This is a genomic window from uncultured Rikenella sp., assembly GCF_910579375.1.
In the GTDB taxonomy this organism is placed as follows: Bacteria; Bacteroidota; Bacteroidia; order Bacteroidales; family Rikenellaceae; genus Rikenella.
Genome location: NZ_CAJTUJ010000223.1, coordinates 1 through 1,884 on the forward strand (window position 1 = coordinate 1; position 1,884 = coordinate 1,884).

Consider the following 1,884-nt stretch of genomic DNA (forward strand, 5'->3'; position numbering starts at 1 on the left):
CAAGAATTGCCGCGGGCGACGGTAAACGCGGCGGAGCGAAAGCGGAGCCGCAGTGAGGTAGACACGGGGCGATGCTTTGGGCCGTGCTTCTGCGACTCGCAGAGTCGCGCGGGCCGAAGCCTCCCGCAGCGGAGGCCCGCAACTGACGTTGCTTTGGGCCCCGCAGGCTTCGACCGCTTGAACTGAGAGCGAGGACGCCATAGGCGGGTGCCGGCGCGCGCCCGAGGACGAATGGGCCGGGCTTCTGCGGCTCGCAGAGCCACGCAGTCCGCCGCCACCCCACGCGGAGGGCTGCAACTCGTCGGAGCTCGTTGCTGCTCTCCGCTGGCGGCGAACTGCCTCAACAAGACGCGTGGGCCGGCCGCCCAAGGTCAAACCAAAGTAGGGTAGAGGCAGCCCGATTATTTGGGGTAGAGGCTGGCAATCAAACACCCTGTGGGTACCCGTTTATTCCGAGAGGCAACGCAACTGAAAACCGATGCCTCGGTAATTCGGCCCGCCGGGGTTGAGGTGTGTCATAAGGCAACTCAAACTCACGCCATTGGTTCCGCTGGATGCAGAAGACCAGTTGTATCCGTAGTTGCCGACACCCAACAGTTCGCCCAACAATCCATTGTTCCCCGCGTCGCGGAAGCCCGGGGCGGGAGATGCGGGAAAAAGAAGATTTAGTTTTGTCATTTTAATCTGCTGCACTTGGAAGTCAGAGCGAAAAAATATTTAGGTCAACACTTTTTGACCGATCAGAACATTGCCCGGCGGATTGCCGAAGCGCTTTATGTAGGCGACGACGAGCGGATTGTCCGGGAAAAGGTGTTGGAGGTCGGACCCGGGATGGGCGTGTTGACCCAATATTTGTTGCCGGTTTACGGCGATCGGCTGACCGTCGCGGAGATAGATACCGAGAGCGTGGAGTACCTGCGGGTGCACTATCCGAACCTGAATATTCTCGAAGGCGATTTTCTGCGCCTCGATTTGGCGGCACTTTATCCGCAGGGGGTGGGGATTATCGGGAATTTTCCGTATAATATTTCGTCGCAGATATTTTTTAAAGTCCTTGATTTCAAGGATCGGATTCCGGAAGTCGTGGGGATGATTCAGCGAGAAGTCGCCGTTCGGCTGGCAGCTTCGCCGGGCGGGAAGGAGTACGGAATCCTCAGCGTGTTGTTGCAGGCCTATTACGATATCGAATATCTGTTCACCGTGCCGCCGGGTGTTTTCAATCCGCCACCTAAGGTGCAGAGCGCCGTGATTCGGTTGCGAAGGAACGGCGTAACGGAACTCGGGTGCGACGAGGAATTGTTTCGGAAGATTGTCAAGGCTACTTTCAATCAGCGGCGGAAGACGATCCGGAATTCGTTGGGGGCATCGTTTCCCGAAGTGTTGTGTGCGGTGGCAGAGGGGAGGGTGGAGGCGCATCCGTTTTTCGGCTTGCGACCTGAAACATTGAGCGTAGCACAATTCGTAGAACTGACCCGGTGGGTGGAGGCGGTGAGGGGATAGACTTTTAGGGCAGCCTTGGCTCTTTTCGGGGTAGAGGCTGTCAGTGGAAATGCGCGAGCATTTCTCGTCCACGCACCCGTTGGGTGTTTTGTTCGGGTTATCTTTGCCTTATTGGTCAGCGCGCGGACAGAGAGTTGGACCAAGGCTGCCTTAGCGAAACGCAGTTTCGCCCGTCCACGGGACGTGGGGCCCGCGCGGCCCGAGCGCAGTACCCTCCTGTAGTTAAAGACGCGTGCCACGCCTTAGGAGGGAAATCGTCAAAATGCGCTGGCGCGTTTTGACAAGATTTCCCTCCTAAGGCGCGCGAATAAAGAACTGCGCGCAAACTCCGTCGCCCGCCCGCTTAAGATGGTATATTCTGCCGGTTGGCACTCGGCCAATCCG

At 58.0% G+C, this 1,884-nt stretch carries 2 protein-coding genes; one reads left to right on the top strand and one right to left on the bottom strand.

From position 1 onward, the window contains the following. Window positions 1-447: 447 nt before the first annotated feature. On the bottom strand, window positions 448-678 hold the full coding sequence (locus QZ302_RS09880) for a hypothetical protein (protein ID WP_294594931.1): 231 nt from the start codon (window positions 676-678) through the stop codon (window positions 448-450). A gap of 9 nt (window positions 679-687) precedes the next feature. Between QZ302_RS09880 and rsmA the strand changes: the two genes are divergently transcribed. Beyond that, entirely contained in the window at window positions 688-1,500 is an 813-nt protein-coding gene (gene rsmA, locus QZ302_RS09885) for a 16S rRNA (adenine(1518)-N(6)/adenine(1519)-N(6))-dimethyltransferase RsmA (protein ID WP_294594932.1), read from the top strand. Window positions 1,501-1,884 lie beyond the last annotated feature (384 nt).